Raw genomic sequence first — 26,557 nt, 5'->3', positions numbered from 1 at the left:
ATTATTAACTTCGCTGTGAAATAACCTTATATAAATGGAAAGAGAACATAATCTGATTCCTGAGGATACTCTATGGAAAAGATTCCTTTACCGGATAATTTATCGCTCCGATACGAAGCTTGGAAAACTGTTCGACATCATATTATTGTCATTGATTCTTGCCAGTACTGCTATTATTATGATGGAAAGCGTACCAAAGCTTGATAAAAGATTCCATTATACCTTTCTGATTCTTGAATGGATCATCTCTATTTTTTTTACAGCAGAATATTCTATGCGGATTGCGGTGGTAAAAAACAAAAAGAATTATATATTCAGTTTTTTCGGAATTATAGATTTCCTTGCTCTTGTTCCTTTTTATCTAAGCTTTATTTTCCCTGTTACTAAATATTTTCTGATTTTCAGAATGCTGAGAATGCTGAGAGTGTTCAGAATTTTCAACTTGCTTGATTTTATGAATGACGGGTATTTTATTGTGCGGGCTCTGAAAAACAGTTCGAGAAAGATTTATATTTTCCTTTTATTCCTGATTATATTCTCTGTGATTGTAGGATCACTTATGTTCATGGTAGAAGGCGGAAGACAGGGCTTTGAAACAATACCTCAATCCATCTACTGGGCAGTTGTTACGGTAACTACTGTAGGCTACGGTGATGTATCACCCATAACCCCTTTAGGGAAGTTCTTTGCAGTTATTCTCATGCTGGCAGGTTATTCCATTATTGCAGTTCCTACCGGTATTGTAACAGCTGAAATGAGAAACAAAAGACAGAACCTGGAAATGGTATGTGAACGTTGTGGCAATGAAGATATTGATGATGATGCAAGATACTGCAAGAAATGTGGCAAGAAATTAGCTTAACATCTGGTATAAGTAAAATTTATTCACTAAATACCACAAAATCATGGAACCAAAAAAGAAAAACAGACCCAATAGCTTAGTGATTATTCTTTTTGCACTGATTGTGCTTATGATCATCATCTATTTTATATTAGCAATGTTCTTCCCTACCGTATTTGACCTTATGAATAAAGGAGAAATACAGCCTGTACCCAATAAATGATGAGTGATGTATGTTGGGTAATATGTGATGGAAAATATTCGATAATCGATAACGGCCACAGGATAAAATAAAAAAGATGAGTGAAATGTTTTACTCATCTTTTTTCATTCATAGGTTTAATAAGATTCTATTCAATCTCCATAAAAAAGACGGATCATCAATGACCCGCCTCCCTTTTTTTATTTAAATGATGAATTATTTTTTTACAGCTTTAATAGTCTGCTTAGATCCGTCTTTCATTTCAAGTGTTATTACATAAACTCCTTGCATCAGATCTCTTAAATGGATTGTAGATTCAGGGTTGGTAATAGTTTTCACCAGTCTTCCTGTCGCATCTGTCACTATTACATTTTTTACATTTTTCACATCAGAGATATTCAATACATCCGTAAATGGATTAGGATAAAGCTGGATATTATTTTTCGCTTTACCAACTTCAGCTGTTGCCAGATTCGCGTTATTAATACTGATATCGTCAATATATAGATTATACTGGTCTGGATCTGAATAAGCATTAAATCCAAAGAAATATACTCCTGTTGTAGGTACAGTAAACGTTATAGATTCTGTATGTGCCATTTCATCATTGATTGAAGGATAATCTGCAATAGAACCTGTCATAGCAGCTGCAGCTGGTGAAGTTCCGTATGCTACCTTCAATTTTTCGACATAGGTTGATGAGTTATTACCATATTTATAACTAATAGTATACTGCACTCCTGCTGTCAAATTCAATCCTTGTGTAAAGAACCATGCATTACCAGAATTGGAAGAGTTATACTGGTATTTCAACACATTGGTGGTGAATCCCTGGCTATCGGAAGGAGGATCCATTGTTACCCAATCATTTCCTGTTCCCGCATTAACATTATTTGTACAACCAGGTAGATCTGGAACAGTAACGTTTTCAAAATCTATCGTGTAAGGAAGATTCGTACTTGAACATAATGTTGTAAACGTAGCAGAATCACTCCATATACTTTTACTTGTTGCGCTACAGGCAGATCTCACCCATACGTAATAAGGAGTGGAAGCAGCTAAGCCTGGAATATTATAAGTGGTTGCTGTAACTCCTGTAAAGTTAGGTGTACTTGTTGCCGTAGGTGCTGTATTCGTTGTACTGTAATAAATATCATAGCCGTTAGCCGGAACCGGAGTGGCTGCTGCCCAGGAAACTGTAGCTCCTGCAGCGGTAATATTTGAAACAGCTAATGCATTAGGTTCGCTACAAGCCGGTGCAACATCTATATTAATATCATCAACGTATAATTTATTCATATTAGCATCAGAATAGGCCTGGAATCCAAAATAATATACTCCGGTAGTTGTTGGTGTGAAGTTCGTAAAAGAACTTGTTGCTGTGCTGATCACAATATCCGAGTGGTCTGCTAATGTATTAGTCATTCCTGCACTGGTAGCTGAAGTCCCATAGGCTACTTTCAGTTTTTCAGCATATACAGTTCCTTCCGCATTGGCATATTTATATTTAATTCTGTAAGTCACTCCTGCAGTAAGATTAATTCCGTTGGTAAAAAACCAGGTATTCGCATTCTCTGCATAGTCATATGAATACTGAAGAACATTTCCTGTAAATCCCTGAGCATCCAGATCACCTGTTTCCCATATATTTCCTGCCCCATCATTCACTACCGAGGTACAAGTTGGCATATCTGGTGGAGTTATACTTTCAAAATCCAATGCATAAGGCACTCCCACAGCAACACACGAGGTCATAAATGTGGCCATTTGAGACCATGCACTTTTATTAGAAGCACTGCATACAGAACGTACCCAGACATGGTAAGTAGTGGCTGGTGCAAGAGAAGGTAGATTTGTAGTCAATCCATTGATAGACCCGGAAACTACTGTCGCAGCAGTAGGATATGTACTGGAAGTTGAGTAATAATATTCATAACCACTTCCTGGAGCAGAAGACGGAGCTGTCCATCCTAACTGAGCTGAATTGGCAGTAACAGCAGATACTGTTAAAGCAGACGGAGCAAAACAAGTCGGAACCGCCCCAATTACTACTGTATAATCATGAGCCTCTCCATATCCGTCTGTATTACAAGGAATAGGATCTCCGGAGAATCTATCCCCTACTCTCATTCTGTAAGTACCTGGAGTTACAGTTGAAGGAATTGTGATAAGCCCTGCCGTAATATCATTCCCTCCTACAAGCGTACTGCTTGCAGAAGCCACAAGCTCCGGAGCAGCATCATCAAAAGTTCCATCGTTATTGAAGTCAATCCAGATACGAACATTCTGATCACTGTAATCATGTTTAACGCTAAAATCATAACTTAAACCTGCACTGAGATTAATCGTCATAGAGGTATAATCTCCATAAGCATTAGTAGAGCAACCTGTATTAGAATGATCAAATCCGGCACCCGGAATTGCAAAAGTATCTATCATATCCCCGCCACTACAGCCACTAGCGAAAGCAGGTGTACAATAGGTTTGCGCGGAGGATAAAAAGCCAGTTATTAAGAAACCAACGAGTAAAAAATTTTTCATATAAATCAGTATTAGTTAATCAAATCTAGTGAAAATCAGCAATAAAAAAAATATTTTTTTCATCATATGACAACAAATATAAATTTTCTTTTAACAAAAGATAATCCCCCTTATAAACAAAGAGACTGCTCAAATTGAACAGTCTCTTTTTTCTATTTTTAAAATAAATTATTTATCTTTTAATTGCCTTAACCGTTTGTTTAGATCCGTCTTTCATATTTAATACTACAAAATACATTCCTTGTTTCAGATCTCTTAATTGAAGTTCAGAAGAAGGATTATCAATGGTTTTCATCAATCTTCCGGAAGAATCAAGAATGGAAACTGATTTTACGTTATGTGGTTTTACAATATTCAGGATATCTTTAAATGGATTTGGATAAACCTCTATACTTTCTCCGTTTTTAGAAACTTCAGAAACCCCCAAAGTCCCCCTTGAAATAGTAATCGTAAAAGGAGATTCTACAATGTCATGAGTGGGATTTCCATCTCCAACATTAACATAATATACAGTTCCCGGAACAGTATTAAAATATATCGATCCCGAATGACCACCCTTAGTAACACAGGTTAAATTTCCACAGTCACCTTTATATACTCCTACCCGAGGATTTCCATTTCCTATAGGGGATACGTAAACTTTATGTGTAGAACCATCCCCTGTAAATTTAAACCATGTACCATCATTCATACCCGAACCACAAGCTGTAATAAATCCATTATTATTAGTTGAAGCTACAGCATCTGTTTGCGAGTAAACATAAGGAAACACAGATGCTACCAAAGCTCCTGAACAACTATCATTAACTGGAACCGGAGGCAATGTCCCAATACATATATTAAATCCAACTACTTCACTTGGATATCTAATATTAAACACCCTTATATAATAAGTTTGACCTATTGTAAGCCCAGAAGCCTCACCCGCCAAAAGCGAACACCTAACAATTGTAAGATTACCACAATCACCACTAAAAAGCTGAAAATAAGTTTCAGTACCTTGCTGCACCCCAAGGGAAACCAAATCTTTCAAACGAATCAAATGACCTGTTGCAGTAGCCGTAAATTTAAACCATACATCTCCTGGTTTTGCTACATCATGACATATAGGAGCTGATATATTTGATGCTGTAGCCCCCATGGTACTTCCAGCAGTTACAACAGAACAATTCAAATCAGGATTTACAGGCAAAGTAATTGCATTTATACACTCATCATTGGGAGGCGGTGGCGTAGCATCTGTTGCTATACATATATCAAAATTAATTGCAGTCGATAACCCTCCGAACCTACTATAAACCCTTACATAATAAGTATCTCCCGGTATAAGACTATCTACAGCCAAAGCATTCAGATAAGAGCAGGAAAGACTCGTTAGATTATTACAGCTACCTTTATAAACCTGAAAATACAACTCAGAAGAATTACTGGCAGTAGGAATTTTAGAGACAATATTACTTAACTTAATAATATGTTTAAAGCTTGTTGCTGTAAATTTAAACCAAACATCATTATTAGGAGTGTTATAGCAAGCTGCTGTTGGCAAACTATTTGTTGCAGAAACGGTGGTTCCATTAGTAACACTTACACAATTCTGATCAGGATTGACAGGTAAATCTATTGCATTTCCACATTCATCATTGGAGGGCGCCGGAGGAAATGTTACTACACATATGTCAAAATTCTGAGCAACATTCTGCCACATAAGGCTATATACTTTTACATAGTACGTTTCACCTGAAATAAGGCCACTTATAATTGAAAGCGCATTACTACCAGAACATGAAACACTTGACAAGTTTCCACAACTCCCCTTAAATACCTGAAAATATACACTTTTATCATTTACCGCTCCTACAGAAGTTATATTATTTAATTTAACCATATGCGTGGAAGCAGTAGCTGTAAATTTATACCAGACATCGTTATGACTGTAAGAAGTATTGCAGGAATTCGGAACAGTGCCCGATCCAGATGCCATCAAAGTTGTCCCAGAAGTTACACTTACACAATCTATATTTGGATTAACCGTTAAATTTATGGCATTTGTACATTCATCATTAGATGGTGGCAATGCTCCTGTCGAAAATTTGATATTGGTACAACCTGAAGATTCACCCGCAACCCCAACAGCTTTTACACTAAAATAATAAGTAGTATAAACTGATAGCGGAGATGATGGAGTAAAACTGGTTGTAACAACTGATTGCTGGTTAACCACATCTGTTCCTCCCGGAGTAGTCCCTATAGAAACTTTATAACCTGTTGCTCCTTGTGATGCAGCCCAAGTAAAAACCGGGGATGTGGGTAAAAGTATTGCATTATTAAAAGGGTAAGAAACTGCAGGACACACAGGTAAAACACTCGGCAACAAACCTTTAAGACCAACTACAGGCTTATAAGACAAAAGTGCTCCCGCAGGAATTGTTGAAGGGTCATTCGAATAAGCTGGAGAATTAGTAACCGCCCCTCCTTCTATGGTATTATAGACAAAAAATTGATTTGGAGGAATATCATTAAACATCTTTTGATGAATTCCAATTACTAAATTCTGAGCATTGTCGTATGGGAATGGCGTCGTAAAAGTAATATCTATCACACCATTTGTATTAGTAACCCAACCTGAATAAGCCTTTATCATCTGCCCAGTCGGAATCCAGTTATCATTAACAAAAAAAGTGGTCTTCGTGGTATGTCCCAGATAAACATCCCATTTTCCTGCATAGCCCATGTTAGCAGAAGGTGTTACATAAAATTTGAGACCGGTAATACTACCCGCTGCATCCGTATTTATCTCTTGTTTTGTATAAATCTGCTGAGAATAGGAAGTAAAAGCATTACTAACCGGAAGATTTCCGGTAGCTGTACTCCCTTCCCCCAAATTGATTTGAGCATTTAGTGCTATACTTACTATAAGTAAGCATAAAAATAAAATTTTCTTCATGTATAAGTTTTTGGTTATTAATACGTCCACGAATTTACAATAAATTCAAAACACCTTTTTAAAAAAATTAAAAATAAAAAAACGACAGCTGTTTAGCTGTCGTTTCATGTTACATAATTAATACATTTTATCTTTTAATCGCTTTAATCGTTTGTTTAGACCCATCTTTCATATTCAGTACCACTAAATACATTCCTTGTTTCAGATCTCCAAAATGAAGCGCAGAAGAAGGATTGTCAATAGTTTTCACTACTCTTCCTGCAGTATCAACTACAGAAGCAGATTTTACTTTAGCAGCATCTGAAATATTCAGAACATCTACAAATGGATTAGGATAAGCTTTAATCTCATTATTTTTCTTTTCAACCTCAGCTGTTGCAAGCCCCGAACAACCTTGCGTTACCGAAATACTATAGTTACCAACTCTGGTTGCAGTATACCCTGTAAGCAAGATATAATAGGTAGTACCAGCAACTCCTGTAAAGGTTAATGTCGGAGCATTATAAAGAGAAACTGTACATCCGGCATCAGCATATCCCACACCAGAACTATTACTGAAGCAAGTAAGTGAACCACAAGTACCTGTGTATACTCTTAGATATGCATCATATTGTGTACCACAAGCATCAATAGTAATAGGTCCATTTTCAGTAGCTTTTACTGTGTACCAAACTCCTTTATAAGATGCAGTAGAACCTGTACTACCACATGATGAAGCTGGAAGAGTTTCATCACCGGCCAGCGCATTTACACCCTGAACTGTTCCGTTACAAGCTATAGCAGTAGCTGTATCACATGTATCATTAGCAACAGGTGAAGGAGTAGTCACAGCAATCTGGAAATTAGATGTTGTAGTTGCCGTACTTGTAGAAGAATATACTCTTACATAATAAGTTTGACCTACAGCAAGATTTTGTAACAATATGTTGGAATTTCCATAAGCACCATCAAAACAAGTCATAGCTGTTAAAGCCCCACATGCTCCAGAATATATCTGTGTACTTGTTGCATTATCAGTATATAAAACATGTACAAGATGTGTAGCAGCCGTTGCAGTAAACGAATACCAAACGTCATCATTAACTCCAGATGCGCTACATGTAGGTGCCGTAACTCCTGAACTCTGAGTAGCACTTACAGTAGAACCGTTCACAGCGTTTAGGAAAGCATCAGTACTGCTCACAGAAAGAGCTGTAGCGTTTGCACAGTCGTCATTTGCCGGAGGAGGCGGAGGCGTACCAATACAAATATTGAAGCTATTAGCATACAGCGTAGTACCATTCGTATTAGAATTATAAACTCTCACATAATAGGTCTGACCTGCAGTAAGACCAGTTAGTGGAGTATTCACAGAAGTACCACATTTAATACTTGTCAAAGTACCGCAAACACCACTGAATACCTGTGTATACAAACTCGTTGATGAAGAAGTTCCAACCGCAGTAACATTTGAAAGCATTACTACATGATCAGTACCTGTAGCTGTAAATTTATACCAAACATCATCATCAGCCGTTCCTGTACATGGACTTACTGCCAACCCTGAATTAGTTGCACTTAAAGTTGTTCCCGACACAGGCGTAGCACATGCCAAAGTAGGATTTACCGATAAGGAAACAGCAGCTGAACACTCATCATTAGCAGGAGCAGCAGGAAGCGTTCCCATACAGATGTCAAAAGAATTTGCATAAAAACTTGCTCCTGAATTAGCATCATACGTATACACTCTCACATAATAAGTCTGACCTGCCGTAAGACCTGTTAAGTTTGTAAAGTTTGTATTTGAACTGATACATGTAGTACTTACCAAAGCTCCACAAGCCCCACTGAATATCTGAGCATACAAAGATGTAGTAGAAGCAGTTCCGACAGAAACTACATTCTTCAACTGAAAAGTATGGCCAGTTCCTGTAGCTGTAAATTTATACCAAACATCATCATCAGCTGTTCCTGAACAAGATCCAAGAGCAACTCCTGAACTTGTTCCTCCTAATGTTGTTCCTGATGTTATACTTGTACAACTCATATCAGGATTGATTGTAATTGCCACTGCATTAGCACAGTCATCATTCGCTGGCGGCGGTGGCGGTGTACTTACACAAATATTAAAGCTAGCATTAGCCGTAACCGTAGTAGAGTAAGTATAAACTCTTACGTAATAAGTTTGTCCCGGAGTAAGACCGGTAACAATATTTGTCTCAGCATCAGAACACAGTAGACTTGTGAAAGTACCACAGTTTCCTGACAATACCTGGAAATACATATCAGTAGTTCCTGTTGTAGTTCCAGTAGAAGTTATATTAGATATTGCTATTACATGACTTGCTGCCGTTGCAGTAAACTTATACCATACATCATCATTCGGACCTCCGAAACAAGTACCTGCAGCCATAGATTCTGTAGCACCCAAAGTATTACCAGGAGTTGTAGCAGTACAAGTTAAAGAAGGATTCACTGTTAAATCCACAGCACCTGAACAATTATCATTTACCGGAGGTACTACAGTAGTCGTGAAGTTTCTTTCAGTACATCCTGTTGAGACTACACCACCGTTATAAGCTGTAATAGTATAATAATATTGAGTTGTCGGATTCAGTTGCTGCGCAGGAGTAAGTGTATAAGCAGTAACATTTCCCATATCAAAATTACTCAAAACATTGGAAGTGCCAGCAGACGTTCCGATACTTAATCTATACCCTAATGCTCCGCTTACAGCAGACCAAGAGAAAGTAGTTAATACCGGTACACCGACCTGAGCACTTGTAGGTGCAGTCACAGACGGACATCCCAATGTAGCCATTGTTGTAAAAGATCTTTCAGCACATGCAGTAGATGTCCCTGCGGAATTTACAGCATATACCGTATAGTAATATTGAGTATTGAAACTTAAGGAACTGGTTAAAGTATAAGAATTAGTAATCCCTACATCCTGCATATTCATAATATTTGTTCCTCCAGGTGTTGTTCCCATGCTAATCTTATATGATGAAGCATAATTGGAAGCCGTCCAGGTAATTGTAGGCATTACAGAAACATTGGTTGCTGCAGCTGCAGGTGCGGAAACCGCCGGACAAGCTGGAGCTGCTGCCGGAGTAAGTCCCAACAGACCTGTAACTGATTTTGTAGTTGTTCTTGATCCTGTTGGAGGTGATGCCGGGTCTGGATTCACAGTGTCACTTCTATTATACAGCGTTGAATTAGAAGGTCCGGTATAGGTGTAGAATTTGTTTGTGGTTGCCGTATAATCAGCAGTATTCTCATCTATAGCAAACACAAGGTTATCTGTATTGTTATAAGCAAAAGGAGTTGTAAAATTGACAATCACTTCTCCTCCTGAAGCACTTACAGTACCAGCAAAAACCTGTGTCATACCAGACACAGGAATCCAATCCGATGTACTGGAAAAAGAAGTCTTAGTAGTATGAGCTACATACACTACCCAATCTACAGATTTTGAAATATCAGCATTGTTTGGAAGATAAAACTTCATCCCGGTAATAGTACCCGCAGCACTCGCATTAATTTCACTTTTAGTAAAAATCTGCTGGGTGTAGTTATATCCGTAGTTGACATCAACCGGGACGTATCCTCCCTGGGACGTCCCACTGCCGAGTGTTACCTGGGCATTCATAATAGAAGCTATTAAAAATAGACTTAATAGTAGTAATTTCTTCATAAATAGTAATAATATAAATTAGGACGGTAAATGTATAAATATTATATTGAAATTTAAATGAAATATTTAAAAATATCATAAAATATTAAATAAAAACACTTAAAAATAACGATAGAACACAATAAAATTAAACATTTATTTAAATTTAACAATTATTTCGCAATATATTGAAAAATAATAATCAAATGAAAATCAAATACTTAAATACTATACAACCAAAATAGACTTCAGAAAATTTTTCTATTTAACATAAATAAATATTTAAAATTTTTCATAAATATCATCAAATAGCAAACAAAAAAAGAGCGACCTAAGCCACTCTTTTATATTATTAAGTATTTTTTAGTTTAAATAAAACTCATATTTATTAAGAAGTTGAATTTCTTTAATCAAATCTCCATTAAGATCCACCGAATGCTTCATAGACTGCACTTCAATATGGGAGTCATCTTCGAGATTTTTAATAAAGAATTTCAGTTTTTGATTTCCTTTGTTTCTGTCGAGAACTGTTCTGAAAAAGTCAAGATCCTCAGGTCTTACATCCATTACATCCATTACTAAAGATATACTTTTTGCAAACCGTTCAAATGCTTCCTGAAGTTCTATCACATCATTTACATTCACGAAGACTCTTCCATCTTTTACCTGAGCAAATTTTATTTTAAAAATAACAAATCTCTGAACTTCCAGTTTCTCCTTCAGCCTCATATAATCTCTGTCTCCCAACCTGAATGAATATGATCCTGAATAATCTTCGAGCGTAACAAAAGCTACTTTCTCACCACTCCTGAAACCATCCTGAACTCTGTATTCAGTAATAAGACCAGCTACAGTATATTCTTTTCCTCCGCCGCCATTTTCTCTTTCTTTCTGAAGCGTTTTCCAGTCTTTCTTTTTCTCTTCAAACAACTCTTCCTGTTTATTAGAAAAAGCCTGTTCTTTATAAGCATCTACCTCATCCAGATTCAGGAATAAGAAATTTCCTTTTGGTTCTGCTTTTTTAGTCACTTCCTCCACTACTTCCTCTTCACCAGCCACTACATCATCTGAGACAATTTCTATAAGATCTACAGCATCATCCTGAGCATCCTTCTCCAATACGGGTGTTTCATCCGTAACTACTTTATCTTCCTCATTTTTCTCAAGAACAGATTTTTTAGAAAGCCGCCCCTGCATAAACTGGAACTGATATTTAAATTCATCCAGCGGATGGGCAGAAAGATAGAAACCGATAATCTCCTTTTCTTTATTAAGTTTATGCATATTTGGCCATTCCGGACAAGGTGCCAATTTCGGCTGCTCAATCTGAACTTCTTCCGCAAAATCTGCAAATAAAGAATGTTCCATCTCATTTTTACTTTCCTGGAAGCTCTGCCCATATCTGATAAGCCTTTCAAGATTGGTCTTTCCAGCCATATCAATGTCAAAATACTGTCCTCTGTGGAAAGAATCCAGTTCATCAAAAGCTCCGGCAAGCACCAAACTTTCCGCTACTCTTTTGTTCATCTGGGAAGGCATTATTCTTTCGAAAAAATCGTAAATATTTTTAAATCTTCCGTTCTCTCTTTCTCTTGTAATACATTCACTCGGTCCTTCACCAATTCCTTTGATTGCTCCCAATCCAAAACGGATCTGCCCCTTTTCGTTTACGGAGAACTTGTATTGAGATTCATTTACATCCGGTCCTAATACATCAACTCCCATACTTTTACAATCTTCCATGAACATGGTAATTGCATCCGTATTGTTAATGTTATTACTCATTACACTCGCCATATATTCCGCCGGATAATTCGCTTTTAAATAAGCAGTCTGATAAGCAATAAACGCATAACAGGTTGAGTGAGACTTGTTAAAGGCGTATTCTGCAAAGGCCTTCCAGTCGTTCCAGATTTTCTCTAATCTCTCCTCATTCAGGTTATTTTTTCTCCCTCCTTCAATGAATTTCGGGTACATTTTATTAAGAACATCGATCTGCTTTTTACCCATCGCTTTTCTCAAAGTATCGGCTTCACCTTTGGTAAAGTTGGCCAGTTTTTGAGACAAAAGCATTACCTGCTCCTGATAAACGGTAATCCCGTATGTTTCCTTTAAATATTCTTCTGTTTCTGGTAAATCGTAGACAATTTCTTCAATTCCATGCTTTCTGTTGATGAAGTTTGGAATGTATTTAATAGGACCCGGACGGTACAATGCGTTCATGGCAATGAGATCGGCAAAAACCGTTGGTTTAAGCTCCCTCATGTATTTTTGCATCCCTGGACTTTCATACTGGAAAATCCCTACTGTTCTTCCTTCTTTAAATAGCTGATATGTTTTAGCATCATCAAGAGGAATAAGATCCGGATCAATATCAATATCATATCTTGCTTTTACCAGCTTCAATGCATCCTTAATAATAGTCAGAGTTCTCAACCCCAGGAAATCCATCTTCAGAAGTCCCGCACTTTCCGCCACTGAGTTATCAAACTGTGATACCAGGATATCTGCATCTTTCGCTGCAATAGTCACCGGAACCAGGTTACTCACATCTTCCGGCGTAATGATTACACCACAGGCGTGAATCCCGGTATTCCTGATACAACCTTCCATCTTTTTGGCGCTTGCCAAAACTCCGTGTCTCGCATCATCAGGAGTATCAAGAACATATCTCATTTCATCAACGAGCATCTGTTCTTCCGGTTTTAATTTATCATATTTTGCTAAAGCTTTCGCAATGTTCATCCCCGGACTCGGAGGAATCAATTTAGCAATATTGTTCGTGTCGGGAATTGGGACATCCAAAACTCTTCCGGCATCTTTAATGGCAGATTTTCCTCCCAACACAGAGTATGTGATAATCTGTGCTACCTGAGTTTTTCCGTATTTTTCAACTACCCATTTGATAATTTTATCTCGTCCTTCATCATCAAAGTCGATATCAATATCGGGCATGGAAACCCTTTCAGGATTCAGGAATCTCTCAAAAAGGAGATCATATTTAATAGGGTCTACGTTGGTAATTCCGATACAGTAAGCCACCGCAGATCCCGCAGCTGACCCCCTTCCAGGACCAACCCAAACCCCCATCTTACGAGCTTCATTACAAAAATCCTGTACAATAAGGAAGTATCCCGGATAACCGGTATTGGCAATTACTTCAAGCTCAAAGTCCAGTCGTTCTTTAATTTCATCAGTAATGCCTGTATCTTCATATCTTCTTTTCGCTCCTTCATAAGTAAGATAGGTAAGATAAGCCATCTCCCCTCTTTTTCCTCCGTCTACCTCATCTTCCGGATGGATAAATTCTTCAGGAATATCAAATTTTGGAAGGAGAACGTCCCTTTTTAAAGTATATGGTTTAAACTTTGCCGTAAATTCTTCATAGGCATCAAAAGCATCAGGATACGCTAGAAAGGCTTCTTTTATTTCATCAGAATTTTTAATAAAATATTCACCTGTTGCCAACCCTCTTCTTTTACCGAATCCCTTTCCAATAGGCGTTGTCAGCTTTTCACCATCTTTGATGCAGCTTACAATGTCCTGGATATTAGAATCATCTTTATTGGTATAAAAAGTCTCGTTCTGAGCAAGAATTTTAACATCATATTTATCAGCCAGATACAAAAGAACTTCATTCAAATGCTCTTCTTCAGGCAGTTTGTGATTCTGAATCTGAACATAAAAATCATCCTCAAAGGTATCTTTCCACCATTTGAAAAGCTCTTCCCCTTTCTGTTCACCGGTATTTAAAATCGCATCAGGAATATCTCCCATAATTCCGGAAGTCAAAGCAATGACTCCTTCTTTATACTGCGCAATCAATTCTCTGCTTACCCTTGGAACCCCAAAATAGAAACCTTTCAGAAATCCGATACTGGAAAGCTTTGCCAGATTTTTATAACCATTGAAATCTTTTGCCAAAAGCACTACCTGGGTTCTCCTGTCCGGATCATCCTTTGTAAATTGCTTTTGTTCATAACGTTCTGAAATATAAAATTCGCAACCTACAACCGGGATAAGCGGTTCGGAAACAGGTTCAGCCTCATTAAATTCCGTTCCGTTTTCTTCTGCTTCCTGCTTTTTCGCCAGGTATTCTTTATGTTTCTTTGCCCTTTCACCATTAGTACTCTCAACTGCTGACACAAACTTGAAAGCTCCCATCATATTTCCCAGATCTACCATACCGACAGCAGGGAAGTTTTCATCAGTAGCTTTTTTAATCAAATCATTGATGCTAGAAGTAGCGGTAAGTGTAGAGAAAACACTGTGATTATCAAAATTGAAATATTTTCCTAAATCAATTTCATCAATACTTCCGAAATCCTGTTGTTTTTTCTTATTATGAAAATCAGCGACCTGCCTTCTGATCACAATATTGAAAGGCTTAATAGGATCCGGATAAAGGCTTCTGAAATAAGCAAGCTGATCTTCTGAAATCTTTAATGTCTCAGCCGGTACTACTCCAATTCTTACCATTTCAAAGAAAGCTCTGGCAGTAGCATTTACGTCGGCAGCAGCATTATGGGCTTCATCAAATTTGCTCCCATAAAGTTTTTCATACAGTTCTTCAAGTTTTGGAGGTTTAAAACGGCCTCCCCGGCCTCCGCCCAGCTGGCAGAAGTCAGTCCCCAAAATCATGGTATCTGCTTTGGGTTTTTCCTGAAGATTATCTTTCAGATTTTTTCTATAAAATTCTGCTCCTACAATATTATAGTCGAATTCTACATTATGTCCGGAAACCACCCTTACCCTTTCAAGGACTTTAGAAAACTCTTCAAGAATTTCCTGCAGATCCCGTCCTTCTTCATTGGCAATTTTGGTTGTAATCCCGTGAATACGTGCTGCATTGAAGGGAATATCGTACCCTTCAGGTTTTATGATATAATCCTGGTTTTCAATCAAGTTTCCATCATCATCGTGTACCTGCCATGCAATCTGAACCATTCTTGGCCAGTTATCCGAGTCTGAAAGCGGAGCGTTGAAATTTTTTGGTAAACCGGTTGTTTCTGTGTCAAAAATTAAATACATATAATGTTCTAACTTTTTTATAAAAAGAGAATGTAAAGTTACTTCATTTTTTCTAATTATTAGTTTATGACAAAAACTCACAATATTCAGAATAGCTAAACAATTTCGTTTTGTAAAAAAAACAACCAACTCAAACAATGTTGAAATAAAATATTAAAATACAATTAAAAAAATTAGAATTATTCATTTAAAACTATTAATTACTAAATATTTACCATATATTTGACAAATTACAATTTTAATATTTCAACAACTAAAATGAAGAAACATCTACTTCTCATCAGCACATTGGCAATAGCTTTAGTAAGTGCTCAAAACAACGATGGTTTAAAGAGAGAATTTGAAAGACAAAACAAAGAGAATAATGAAAAGTTTGACTCTTATGTTTCTAGAAGATTTGGTAGTGATAGAAATCCTGAAACTCAAAAAATAATTCAGGAAATGAGAGAAAATCTGGCCGGGTTTAGTGGAAATGTTCCCAACTTTTACCAGTCAGAAGATCAAACTCAAATTTTAAATAACAATGTTGATGCCCTAACAACTGCCGGAGGTGTCAATGGTCTAGCCGGATCATTTAAAGGTGAAGGAATTGTATATGCAATTTTTGATGGAGGAAGAATTTATGAAGCTCATACCGCTTTTAATAACGCGGCAGGTAGAATTTCCAACAAAGAAGCAGCCACTAATGCTTATAGTGCCCATTCAACAGGTGTAGCAAGTATTATTGGTGCTAAATCTTCCCCTTTATCAGCCACAAGTAATGGAGTTGTAGTCACAGGAAATGCAATGGGAATTGCATTAAATTCAACAATGGATTCTTACAGATTTGCAACAACAACATTACCTGGTAACTCAACTACAAGTACTGTATTTGATAAAATCTTGCTGGCCCAACCTAAAATATCCAATCACTCTTATGGTATAAATGCTGCCTGGGATTATAAAACTACGGCAAACGGATATCCTGCTAACGGATGGTATTGGGGAGGAAATTATATTTCCGGAACTAATTACGATCTAATGGGAACCTATTATACAAACGACAGATCTTATGACGCTATCGTTTATAATAACCCAACTTATACTATCGTGAAATCTGCCGGAAATTATTTCGGATTCGGACCAGGATATTCAGGTAGTACTACAACAGCTTATTATTATAATGGATCGGGGTATTCTACCTATGCAACAGGTACAGAACCACCTGCTAACTGTGCACAAGGTTATGACTGTATAGGTTATGGCTCATTGGCTAAAAATATTATTGTAGTTGGAGCAACAGATCCTATTACTACAAATAACAGTAGATACAGTGCCGTTACAGATGTTTTAAAGTCTGATTATAGTAGTGCAGGACCTAGAGATGATGGTGGTATTAAACCAGATATTTCCGCTCCGGGCACCGATGTCTGGATGGCATCTACTGCAGAAAATACAACAGGAAGTACAACCTGGCAGGTGAATAGTGGAACCTCAATGGCAGCTCCTCAGGTAGCCGGAATTATTGGACTTTGGATGCAGATTTATAAATCCCTGTTCAACAATGCTCAGCTTATTGCTTCTGCTTCAAAAACTTTAATGGTGCATTCAGCTCTTGAAGCTGGTCAGATAGGTCCAGATCCATGGTACGGATGGGGATACATTAATGCCAAAAAAGGTGCTGAACTTCTTGTAGGAAAATCCAACAACACCATCATATTTAATGATGAAACATTAAATAATGGTGCAGTTAATAGCAAAACAGTTAAAGCATCCGGAACTGAACCTTTAAAAGTAACTATATCCTGGATTGATCCAGAGTATACCAACATTACGAATCAATGGGATAATCTATACAACAACAGAACCTCAAGATTAATTAATGATTTAGATGTAAAAATTATCAATACAACAAACAACACAACTTACCTTCCGTGGAAACTGGATGCCAATAACCCAATGTTGCCAGCAACAAAAGGAGACAATACAGTGGACAATGTTGAGCAGGTAGTTATTGATACTCCGACACCAGGAGCTGTTTACAGAATTGAAATTTCTCATAAAGGAACATTAAAGAATAACGCTTCTCCAAGTGTTACTTCTCCTCAAAACTACTCTGTTATCGTAACAGGATTTACTGAAGTATTGGGAACTAAAGAAACCGGATTCGCAATGGATGCTGTAACAGTAGCTCCAACTGTTGTAAAAGACTTTACCAATATATTAAAAGCGCCTAAAAAGTCTACTTTTAATGTTTATGATCTTTCAGGTAAAAAACTACAGACAGGTATCATTAACAATGATAAAGAAGCAGTAGATTTATCCGCTTACACAAAAGGAATTTACATCATTGAAATAAAAACAGACAAAGATGTTATTTCTAAAAAAGTGATCAAGGAATAACCTATATCAACAAAGATTTTACACAAAATACTAACAGTTGTTAGTATTTTGTTTTTTTATGTATATTTGCTTCCTATGGAAAATGCACTTCACGAAAAAGTTTCTCAGGATATATTACTCAAAGCGTATAATCATATGATGCTGGCAAAAGCCATGGCAGACATCTACGAAGAAAACAGAAATGTATGCAAATACGTTCACAGTACTTCCAGAGGTCACGAAGCTATTCAGCTTGCAACAGCTTATCAACTAAAGAAAGAAGATTGGGTTTCTCCTTATTACAGAGACGAAAGTATTCTTTTAGGAATTGGTTTTGAACCTTATCAATTAATGCTTCAATTACTAGCCAAAGCTGATGATCCTTTTTCGGGAGGAAGATCATATTACTCACACCCTTCAAGTAGGGATGAAAACAAACCAAAAATTGTTCATCAGAGTTCTGCTACAGGAATGCAGACCATTCCTACGACAGGAGTAGCACAGGGTATCAAATACATTCAGGATTTCAACCTTCAGCAATTTGAAAATAATCCTGTTGTGGTTTGCAGCCTTGGAGACAATTCCGTTACAGAAGGTGAAGTAAGTGAAGCTTTACAATTTGCAGCTTTACACCAGCTTCCTATCATCTTCCTGGTTCAGGATAACGAATGGGGAATTTCCGTAACAAAAGACGAGGCAAGAACCTGTGACGCTTATGATTTCGTAGCTGGATTTACCGGATTAAGCAGAATGAGAGTAGATGGAACTGATTTTGTGGAAAGTTTCGAAGCTATGAAAAAAGCCGTAGATTTTGTTAGAACAGAAAGAAAGCCTCTTGTTGTCTGTGCCAAAACGGTATTGATCGGCCATCACACTTCAGGAGTAAGAAGAGAATTCTATAGAGACGAAGAAGATTTAACAAAACACAGGGCCAAAGATCCGGGAGAGATCCTTAGAAAACATTTACTGGAAACAGGTGTTGATGAAGATCTTTTAAAGCAAATCACTAAAAAGGCGCGTCTTGAAGCAGAAGAAGCTTTTGAAAAAGCTAAAAATGCAGAGGATCCAAAGCCTGAAAGCGTAATGCAGCACGTTTTCGCTCCTACTCCAATTACAGAGGAAACAGGAACTCGTGAACCTGCCAATGGAGAAAAGATTGTAATGGTAGATGCTGCCATCCACGCAATACAGGAATTGATGTGGAAACATCCGGAAGCACTTCTTTACGGACAGGATGTAGGGGAAAGAATTGGTGGAGTTTTTCGTGAAACAGTTACTTTAGGAAAAAAATTCGGTAGCAAGAGAGTATTCAATACAGCCATCCAGGAAGCTTATATCATTGGATCTACAGCAGGAATGAGTGCTGTTGGGCTTAAGCCAATTGTTGAGGTCCAGTTTGCAGATTATATTTATCCGGGAATCAACCAGTTGATTACGGAAATTTCAAAATCAAATTATTTAAGTGGTGGAAAATTCCCTGTAAGCAATATCATCCGTGTTCCTATCGGAGCTTATGGAGGTGGTGGTCCTTACCACAGTGGAAGTGTTGAAAGTATCTTAGCCAATATCAAAGGAATCAAAATAGCATACCCAAGTAACGCTGCCGATTTTAAAGGATTATTAAAAGCAGCATATTATGATCCGAACCCTGTAGTAATGCTGGAACATAAAGGATTATACTGGAGTAAAGTTCCGGGAACTGAAGATGCTAAAACGATAGAACCTGCTGAAGATTATGTTCTTCCATTCGGAAAAGGTAAAGTGATCATTGAAGCTGATAAAGATGAAACTGAAAAAGGCAGAACTTTATTAGTGGTTACTTACGGTATGGGAGTTTACTGGGCTAAAGAAGCAGCCAAAAACTTCAATGGAAGAGTTGAAGTAATTGATTTAAGAACATTAATTCCTCTGGATGAAGAACTTGTTTTTGAAAGAGTAAAAGCGCACGGAAAATGTATCGTTCTTACAGAAGAGCAACTCAACAACTCTTTTGCAGAAGCTTTTGCGCACCGTATTTCTAAAAACTGCTTCAAGTATCTTGATGCTCCGGTAGAGACGATGGGATCACTGGATGTACCTGCTGTTCCGATCAATCTTGTGCTGGAAAAAGAGATGCTCCCAAATGCTGAAAAGCTCAGCAGTAAGATCGAAGAAATGCTGAAATATTAATTTTATATAAACTTAAAACCTCTAAAAATATTTAGAGGTTTTTTTATGCATTTTTTTCACTACTTTTATTTAAGATTATCAATCTCAATTCTAATCTATTATCAACCAAGAAAACACAATTATCCATTATCTGAGAGTTACTACAAAATACAATTAATCCCAGTTTGGTATTTATTTTGTCTATACACGCAAAACACATCCATTTTTATGATCACTACAAAATACGTCAATTATAAACAGGTTCTCAATTTATCGGGTTTTCATCTTATACTGATTTCAATCTGGTGTACTCTGATCGCTGTCCTGTTCTATTTTTTCAACTGGCAGTGGATGACGATTCCATGGGTTCCTGTAGCTTTAATTGGTACGGCAGAAGCATTCCTTGTAGGTTTTAAAAACAATCAGGCGTATGACAGACTTTGGGAAGCCAGAAAAATCTGGGGTGGAATTGTGAATTCCAGCCGTTCATTTGCCTCTATGGTATATGCCTTCGATACTAAAAATGAAGAAATTGGAGTTTTTGATCTTGAAGACCGTAAAAAAAGAATCGTCTACCGTCACATAGCATGGTTATATACTTTCCGGGAACAACTTTTGATTCCTACAGAATGGGAGCATATCAGCACAGAAAATAATAAATTCGGGAATATCAACCTGAGAAGAAACAGGTTAATAAAAGCCGGTTTTCCTGACTACGGAAGAGCTCCTATTTTCCTGCACAAATACCTTTCGGAAGAAGAATACGAACTCAAAAACGATTATAAAAACTTCGCCACCTATCTGGTTGCCCAACAGGCAAAAGATATCAATGAGCTGAAAAACATGAATGCTATCACAGATTTCAATCAGACACAGCTTCAGAACGCACTGAATGAATTCTACAATTTTCAGGGACAGGCAGAAAGAATCAAGAAATTTCCTTCTCCAAGACAGTTTGCCAGCACAGCCTTTGTTTTCAATATTCTCTTTATCATGCTTCTTCCACTAGGATTAGTGAATGAGTTTGCAAAGCTTGGCGACTGGGGAATCTGGACTTCTATTCCTTTCTGTATCATTATCGGATGGATTTATATCATTATGGAACTGGTAGGAGATTATTCTGAAAATCCTTTTGCAGGATTAATGTTTGATGTTCCGATGCTTTCAATCTGCAGAACGATTGAAATAGACCTTCTTCAGATGAGCGGAGAAACAGACCTTCCGGATCCTATTTCTTCTAAAAATGGAGTGTTGGTATAATTTCTTAGTTATCTTGAAGACCTAAACTTTATATCAAAATCATTGTAAAACTTTAAAATATTCTCTAAAAAGTATTCAAAAAAGTTCATTGTTTTTCATAATTTAGAAGCATTGAAAGCATAAGCTATATTGATTCATCCGAATTGATTTAGCTTTTACTTTTTCCATCAACTAATAATTTTATCCTTCCTTTTGTAAACAATGAAATCCAACCAACTTCTGCAGGCTATCACAATGTTATGTCTTGCCTTATTCTCCCCTAAAGTGAAATCACAGGCAGCTTTCAACAAAGAGTTACCCAAAGAGTTTACGGACGGATTTACCAAAGAAATTAATGACAGCATTTCTTCTTTGGGATCTTTCATTGTTTCACAAAATAATAAGGTAATTTATGAGCAGTATTTCCATGGTGCCAATAAAGAGACTATTTTCAGTATAAAATCTGTTACCAAAAGTATCGTTTCTGTGCTGGCAGGTATCGCACAGGATAAAAACATACTTCCCAACCTCAATACTCCGGTTTTAAAAATTCTTCCGGAATACAATATATCGAGAAGCAGTTTCAAAAACATTTCCAATATTGAAGGAAAAGTAGCTCATGATTCCATCAGAAATACATTAACGTTAAAAAATCTATTGACCATGCAGGGTGGTTTTGACTGGGTTGAAAATTCAAAAATTTCAACAGCTATGTCATTTTCCGGTGATCCTGTAAAGTTTGTACTGGATCTTCCTTTTGAAGAATATCCGGGGACAGTCTTCAATTATAATAGTGGTGAAACCCATCTTTTCGGTGCGGCATTAGCTAAAATCGTAAAGACTAATCTGAAACAGTTCGCTACAGAAAATCTTTTCAGGCCGTTAAAAATGAATACTCCACGATGGGATACAGACTCCATGAACAGGAATATTGCAGGTTCGGAAATGTTTATGAAACCTGAAGACATGCTGAAGTTTGGTACAATGATCCTGAACAACGGAAAATTTAGCGGCAAACAAATCGTCTCTTCAAAATGGATTCAGGAATCTACTTCTGAACAGGTACAACTCGATACCTGGGATGTCATGCCGAATGCCAACGGTTACGGCTATTACTGGTGGCGAAGAAAAACCAATGGGCACCAGGCTTTCGTTGCAACCGGATATGGCGGACAGCTTATCTGTGTCATTCCTGATTTAAAAATGGTCATTGTAACCACTTGCTTTCTGAATGATAAAAATAAAGGCAGAACAGAGATTAAAAGACTCCATTATTTTATTGATAAAATAACCAAAGCAGACCAATAACTGAATGGGAAATTTATCTATAATATGATTGCCGTCGTATTTTTCACTTCGGAAATCATAAAAGAACTGTGCGTACTTGCAATGTGTTGGAGCGTTGTAAGTTTCGTTAACATAAAACTGCGGTAATCTTCAATATCTTTCACTCCTATTTTAAGAATATAGTCATAATCTCCGCTTACATGAAAGCATTCTGTTACTTCCTGAAGATCCATCACTTCCTTTTCAAACTGCAGTACAAATTCTTTTTTGTGCTGACTTAGTTTTACATGACACAACACGATAAAATTTTTCTTAACTTTACTCTTGTCCAGCAAGGCTACATATTTTGAAATAACACCTGCATTTTCAAGCTTTTTTACACGCTCATAAATTGCTGTAACAGACAATCCAAGCTTGCCGGACAGCTCTTTGGTGGTTTGCTTACAATCTTCCTGTAAAAAAAGTAACAGTTTCTTATCTGTTTCGTCAAGTTCCATAGATATTTTTTTGGTAAAAATTTAATAATATCGAAGATACTAAATATTTTTTCTAAATAAACAATATTTTACAGTTTTATATTCTACAAATTCAATTTTACATTGTAATTATTAGGAAATTAATGCAAATTGGAACGATAAAATAAAAACAATATTTATGGAAAACTTTAACGCAGCCAATGAGATCCAGGATCTTCAGTATTTTGGTGAATTCGGGGGAGTGAATCCTTCTATCTCTGACAGCTCTACCTATACCTTCCTTTCTGCAAAGACAATGTTTGATACTTTCGAAGGAAATGCGGAAGGATGCTATCTGTATTCCAGACATTCATCGCCAATGAATCTTTATCTGGCGCAGGCTCTTGCCAAGATGGAAAACACAGAATCCGCCAACGTTACAGCATCCGGAATGGGAGCGATTACTTCTGTTTTGATGCAGGTGTGCAAAAGTGGAGACCATATTATTTCAAGCCGAACGATCTACGGAGGAACTTATGCTTTTCTTAAAAATTTCTTCCCTCAATTCAATGTAGCGACCACTTTTGTAGATATCAATAATTTTGAATCTATAGAAAAAGCTATCACTCCAGATACTAAAGTCATTTATTGCGAAAGTGTAAGCAATCCGCTGCTTGAAGTAGCAGACCTTAGAAAACTTTCCGAAATCTGTAAAAAACACAATCTGAAGCTGATTGTAGATAATACCTTCTCTCCTCTTTCTATCTCTCCGACATTATTCGGGGCTGATGTAGTAATTCACAGTTTGACAAAGTTCATCAACGGAAGCAGTGATACGGTAGGAGGAGTATATTGTGCAACTCAGTCATTTATTGATGACACCAAAAATGTAAATTCCGGTGCGTGTATGCTTCTTGGTCCAACGATGGACAGTTTAAGATCTTCAAGCATATTAAAAAACCTGAGAACATTACACATCAGAATCAAACAGCACAGCCACAATGCCATGTATCTGGCTGAGAGGTTTGAAAAAGATGGCTTAAAAGTATCTTATCCGGGCTTACCATCCCACAAAAACCATGAATTAATGAAAAGTATGATTCATGAAGAATACGGATACGGAGGATTACTGACTCTGGACGCCGGAACAACAGAAAAAGCAAACGAACTGATGGAACTGATGCAGACAGAAAATCTGGGGTATCTTGCCGTGAGTTTAGGATTCTATAAAACCCTATTCTCTTGCTCAGGAAAATCTACCTCATCTGAAATCCCTGAAGAAGAAAGAGCTTCCATAGGGATTTCAGACGGACTGATCAGATTCTCCATCGGTCTTGACCACGATATCAAAAGAACTTACCAAAAAATGAAGGAATGTATGTTGAAAGTAGGAGTTCTTAACCACCATGAAAACATTTCCATTTCCTAAATTTATTGTAAAAGGCTGTTTCATTTGCGAGAAACAGCCTTTTTTATTTATCTACTTACCTGTTTTGATATTGATTAACAAATGTTGTTTGTAATCTTTTATAGGTTTAGGCTAAAGCCATTGAAAGATTTTATTTATTTGATGAATGGGCTAAAGCCCATTCCTATTAAAATTCGTTTATAATAATTATCCCTGCTATTTCTTATAATAGTGATGCGGAAAAGCCTCCTCAGGCTTCATTCGGAAAACATTCAATAAAATCCATGATTTCAGGAAACCATACCCGTAAGAAAACATCTGAATATAGGTAGAAATAACTGCCATTCCGGCAATGCTGATATTTTTAGTCAACAATAAGGCATGAAACAGCACCAAAAAGGTATACAATCCGTAGAAAGCAAGGATAAATCCTCTGCCCATCACAAAATACTCCAGAAAGCCCATTATATATCCCAGCATAAATAAGGTAGGAAATGCAAAGGAAATCTTTACATAGTTCGGATGCCTCTGATTAAGAATCGGCCTTGCACAGCCAAATTGGTAAACCTGCTTGGAGAATTTCCCAAAATCAACCCTACGCTTGTGATATACTGCGATATCATCAAAAAAAGCAGTGTTAAAGCCATTTTCCCAAAGAGTCATGGAAAGATCCGGATCCTCACCTATCCTCATTTCTGAAAATCCGCCTACTTTTTCAAAAACAGTCTTTTTCACGCCCATATTAAAACTCCTTGGTTGAAATTTTGAAACGGCTTTCTTACTTCCTCTGATTCCTCCGGTTGTAAAGACAGAAGTCATAGAATACGAAATAGCCTTCTGCATCAGATTAAATCCTTTATGCGCTTTGTCAGCTCCTCCAAACGCATCACAAGGAATAGCCTGAATATCCTTTTTAATATGTTCGATATAATCTTTTTCAACGATGACATCACTGTCTACAAATACCAGCCATTCGTTAGCGGCTCTTGCTGCCCCATAATTTCTTGTCAGTCCCGGTCCTGAGTTATCTTTTCTGAAATATTTAATATCCAGGATTCCATCAAAATTTTCAATGGTAGGTTTTAGATCGATTAAAGAACCATCATCCACAATAATGATCTCAAACTCCTTATCTGTCTGCTGAGTAAGAGAGGTCAGCAACTCGAAAAGTTCATCTTTTCGGTTGTAAATGGCAACGACAATAGAAATAGTAGGCTTCAAATTGAAAATTTTTCAAAATTACTTATTCGCAGAACAACCTACAAACAGTTTAACAGCTTATTCAGATAAATTAACGATAGAGAATTTTATCTGCCTTACTACATGGAGATTACAAATGAAATTCTAAGCCAAGTAATTTGACATTTTAAACAAAATAAACACGAAAAATCCCTCCTAATTTTGCTATAGAAATTTAAACCAATAAAAAATGGAAACAATGATCAGCACATTACAACAACCTATTCAATCAGGTTTTGATGCATCTTCTACAGCTCAGGAAGTTATCAAAGGAATAGATCTTACAGGAAAAACAGTCATCATTACCGGTGGTTATGCAGGAATTGGACTTGAAACTACCAAAGTTCTTACTTCAGCCGGAGCGCATGTTATTATTCCCGCAAGAGATATCGAAAAAGCAGGAAAAAACCTTACAGGACTAGAAAATTTTGAACTTGAAAAAATGGATTTAATGGATCCTGCCTCTATTGATGCCTTTGCAGAAAGATTTATAGCATCAGACAGAAGCCTGGATCTTCTCATTAATAATGCAGGAATCATGTGGGTACCACTCCGCAGAGACAGCAGAGGTTTTGAATCCCAACTGGCAACCAACTATCTTGGACAGTTTCATCTTACTTCAAAATTATGGCCCGCTCTTAAAAAAGCAAATGGTGCAAGGGTTATCAGCGTTTCTTCTTATGGGCACCAGATGGCACCTTTTAATTTTGAAGATCCTAATTTTGAAAAAAGAGATTACGATACCCTTTCCGGATATGGACAATCCAAAACAGCTTGCAATCTGTTTGCTGTAAAACTCGATGAAAGAGGAAAAGAATTCAATATTAGAGCGTATTCACTTCATCCTGGTTCTGTATATGGAACTGATCTGGGCAGAGAAGAACCTGTTGAACTTTTTAAACAGCTTGGAACGCATGATGAAAATGGAAATATCAAACCCGAGGTGGAGGCACGATTAAAAACTATCCCGCAAGGTGCTGCAACAACAATCTGGTGTGCTGTAAGCCCTCAACTGAATGAAATAGGTGGAGTTTATTGCGAAAACTGTGATATTGCTGAAATAGACGAAGGGCAAATTGAGCATAGATTTGATGAACCGGCAACCATTCGAGGAGTACAGCCCTACTCTGTTGATAAAAACAATGCTGAGCGTTTATGGAAATTAAGCGAAGAAATGCTGGGGTTTAAATTTGATACCAAATAACT

The 26,557-nt window shown here is 37.1% G+C and carries 14 protein-coding genes; 8 read left to right on the top strand and 6 right to left on the bottom strand.

Annotation, left to right across the window (positions count from 1 at the left end):
• Positions 1 to 34 precede the first annotated feature (34 nt).
• Positions 35 to 862 carry an ion transporter gene (locus tag PZ898_RS23475; RefSeq protein ID WP_062671154.1) on the top strand — a complete coding sequence of 276 codons (828 nt, stop codon included), beginning with the start codon at positions 35 to 37 and terminating at the stop codon, positions 860 to 862.
• 43 nt (positions 863 to 905) lie between these two features.
• A complete protein-coding gene (locus PZ898_RS23470; RefSeq protein ID WP_156106430.1) occupies positions 906 to 1,064 on the top strand; it encodes a hypothetical protein in 159 nt (52 codons plus the stop codon).
• Positions 1,065 to 1,259: 195 nt separating this feature from the next.
• On the opposite strand, the gene PZ898_RS23465 is transcribed toward PZ898_RS23470, so the two are convergent.
• The 4 genes from PZ898_RS23465 to dnaE all read right to left on the bottom strand — a co-directional run bounded on the left by PZ898_RS23465 (position 1,260) and on the right by dnaE (position 15,214).
• Positions 1,260 to 3,584 carry a GEVED domain-containing protein gene (locus PZ898_RS23465; protein WP_277694382.1) on the bottom strand — a complete coding sequence of 775 codons (2,325 nt, stop codon included), beginning with the start codon at positions 3,582 to 3,584 and terminating at the stop codon, positions 1,260 to 1,262.
• Between the two features lie 172 nt (positions 3,585 to 3,756).
• Positions 3,757 to 6,528 (bottom strand): T9SS type A sorting domain-containing protein, encoded by a 2,772-nt coding sequence (locus PZ898_RS23460; RefSeq protein WP_277694381.1) that lies wholly within the window; start codon positions 6,526 to 6,528, stop codon positions 3,757 to 3,759.
• A gap of 127 nt (positions 6,529 to 6,655) precedes the next feature.
• Positions 6,656 to 10,204: a T9SS type A sorting domain-containing protein gene (locus PZ898_RS23455; RefSeq protein WP_277694380.1), complete on the bottom strand. Its 3,549-nt coding sequence runs from the start codon at positions 10,202 to 10,204 to the stop codon at positions 6,656 to 6,658.
• 342 nt (positions 10,205 to 10,546) lie between these two features.
• Positions 10,547 to 15,214, bottom strand: a complete 4,668-nt coding sequence (gene dnaE, locus PZ898_RS23450) for a DNA polymerase III subunit alpha (protein WP_277694379.1) — start codon at positions 15,212 to 15,214, stop codon at positions 10,547 to 10,549.
• A gap of 258 nt (positions 15,215 to 15,472) precedes the next feature.
• Here dnaE and PZ898_RS23445 point away from each other — a divergent pair, with 258 nt between their 5' ends.
• The 4 genes from PZ898_RS23445 (at position 15,473) to PZ898_RS23430 (ending at position 22,270) form a co-directional block, all read left to right on the top strand.
• The gene (locus tag PZ898_RS23445) at positions 15,473 to 17,596 is read left to right on the top strand and encodes a S8 family peptidase (protein WP_277694378.1); all 2,124 of its coding nucleotides are present in this window, start codon (positions 15,473 to 15,475) and stop codon (positions 17,594 to 17,596) included.
• A gap of 75 nt (positions 17,597 to 17,671) precedes the next feature.
• Positions 17,672 to 19,744, top strand: coding sequence for an alpha-ketoacid dehydrogenase subunit alpha/beta (locus PZ898_RS23440; RefSeq protein WP_062671163.1), 2,073 nt, complete (start codon positions 17,672 to 17,674; stop codon positions 19,742 to 19,744).
• Between the two features lie 207 nt (positions 19,745 to 19,951).
• The gene (locus PZ898_RS23435) at positions 19,952 to 20,983 is read left to right on the top strand and encodes a bestrophin family ion channel (RefSeq protein WP_062671165.1); all 1,032 of its coding nucleotides are present in this window, start codon (positions 19,952 to 19,954) and stop codon (positions 20,981 to 20,983) included.
• A 201-nt stretch (positions 20,984 to 21,184) separates the two neighbouring features.
• Positions 21,185 to 22,270, top strand: a complete 1,086-nt coding sequence (locus PZ898_RS23430) for a serine hydrolase (protein ID WP_277694377.1) — start codon at positions 21,185 to 21,187, stop codon at positions 22,268 to 22,270.
• A 17-nt stretch (positions 22,271 to 22,287) separates the two neighbouring features.
• On the opposite strand, the gene PZ898_RS23425 is transcribed toward PZ898_RS23430, so the two are convergent.
• Positions 22,288 to 22,746, bottom strand: a complete 459-nt coding sequence (locus PZ898_RS23425) for an Lrp/AsnC family transcriptional regulator (RefSeq protein ID WP_034695278.1) — start codon at positions 22,744 to 22,746, stop codon at positions 22,288 to 22,290.
• 157 nt (positions 22,747 to 22,903) lie between these two features.
• Here PZ898_RS23425 and PZ898_RS23420 point away from each other — a divergent pair, with 157 nt between their 5' ends.
• On the top strand, positions 22,904 to 24,133 hold the full coding sequence (locus PZ898_RS23420; RefSeq protein WP_062671169.1) for an aminotransferase class I/II-fold pyridoxal phosphate-dependent enzyme: 1,230 nt from the start codon (positions 22,904 to 22,906) through the stop codon (positions 24,131 to 24,133).
• A gap of 195 nt (positions 24,134 to 24,328) precedes the next feature.
• Here PZ898_RS23420 and PZ898_RS23415 read toward each other — a convergent pair whose 3' ends face one another.
• Positions 24,329 to 25,333, bottom strand: a complete 1,005-nt coding sequence (locus tag PZ898_RS23415; RefSeq protein ID WP_277694376.1) for a glycosyltransferase — start codon at positions 25,331 to 25,333, stop codon at positions 24,329 to 24,331.
• A gap of 208 nt (positions 25,334 to 25,541) precedes the next feature.
• Here PZ898_RS23415 and PZ898_RS23410 point away from each other — a divergent pair, with 208 nt between their 5' ends.
• Positions 25,542 to 26,555, top strand: a complete 1,014-nt coding sequence (locus PZ898_RS23410; RefSeq protein WP_277694375.1) for an SDR family NAD(P)-dependent oxidoreductase — start codon at positions 25,542 to 25,544, stop codon at positions 26,553 to 26,555.
• The last annotated feature ends 2 nt before the right edge of the window (positions 26,556 to 26,557 follow it).

The sequence above is a fragment of the Chryseobacterium sp. WX genome (genome assembly GCF_029542485.1).
In the GTDB taxonomy this organism is placed as follows: Bacteria; Bacteroidota; Bacteroidia; order Flavobacteriales; family Weeksellaceae; genus Chryseobacterium; species Chryseobacterium cucumeris.
The sequence above is the reverse complement of the archived record's forward strand: the minus strand, read 5'-3'. Positions and strand labels throughout refer to the sequence as shown.